The sequence below is a fragment of the Candidatus Pelagibacter communis genome (assembly GCF_001179945.1).
GTDB classification, from domain to species: Bacteria; Pseudomonadota; Alphaproteobacteria; order Pelagibacterales; family Pelagibacteraceae; genus Pelagilacustribacter; species Pelagilacustribacter ubique_A.
The window spans coordinates 1-693 of sequence record NZ_CVSG01000030.1 but is presented as its reverse complement, the minus strand read 5'-3'; the positions used below and the strand labels follow the sequence as shown (position 1 = coordinate 693).

Below are 693 nucleotides of genomic sequence, written 5' to 3'. Positions count from 1 at the left end.
GCTGTAAAAGTTAATTTATCTATTACAGAACCATGATATACACCGTCATTATTAATATCAATTCCCTGTTCAATCTCACTAAAAGGTTCTTTAGTAGTATAACCAGAATATTCATCAGATGAAACTGTTAATAAATGTTGTGAAAAGCTCCTCAGATTTAATGTGTCTTTTGTCGGATCAAGAGTTGACGGAGCATTAATTTGAGTCGAGGTTGAATAAAAAAGATATTTGGAGCTTATATCTGAATTTGAATAAAAATCATAAAAATATTCAGCAGGGTCACCTGAAGCACCTAATACAATTTCTGTACTTGTTTCAGGTTCAACAATAGGTTCTTTCTCACATGCATAAAAAATAAATATTACAATTAGAGAGAGAAAAATATTTTTATTCATTTGTATTACCAAAAATAATTAACCTCACAATAGACTCAGAAAAATGTTTTATTTGTAAAGAGCATAAGTAAAATATGTGAATTAATACTTAGCTTGTTATATTAATAATTATGCCTAGTCTATTCCAATATAAAATCTTAGTCTATTATAAACAGGATTTTTATATAGAATTTATTATTTATTTAGAATTAAATAAAAATGAAGTATACTTTTCGAGAATAACTCTATTATTTACCTATATACTTAAAGTAAGTATTATCTGTAGATAAAATAAGTTGAGTCGTTGAATCAATAGTAT

At 25.8% G+C, this 693-nt stretch carries 1 protein-coding gene; it reads right to left on the bottom strand.

Going from position 1 to position 693, the window contains the following annotated elements; genetic code table 11:
- A partial coding sequence (locus AMN78_RS00915; protein WP_143323149.1) for a hypothetical protein occupies window positions 1-395 on the bottom strand: 395 nt, incomplete at its 3' end.
- Window positions 396-693: the final 298 nt, after the last annotated feature.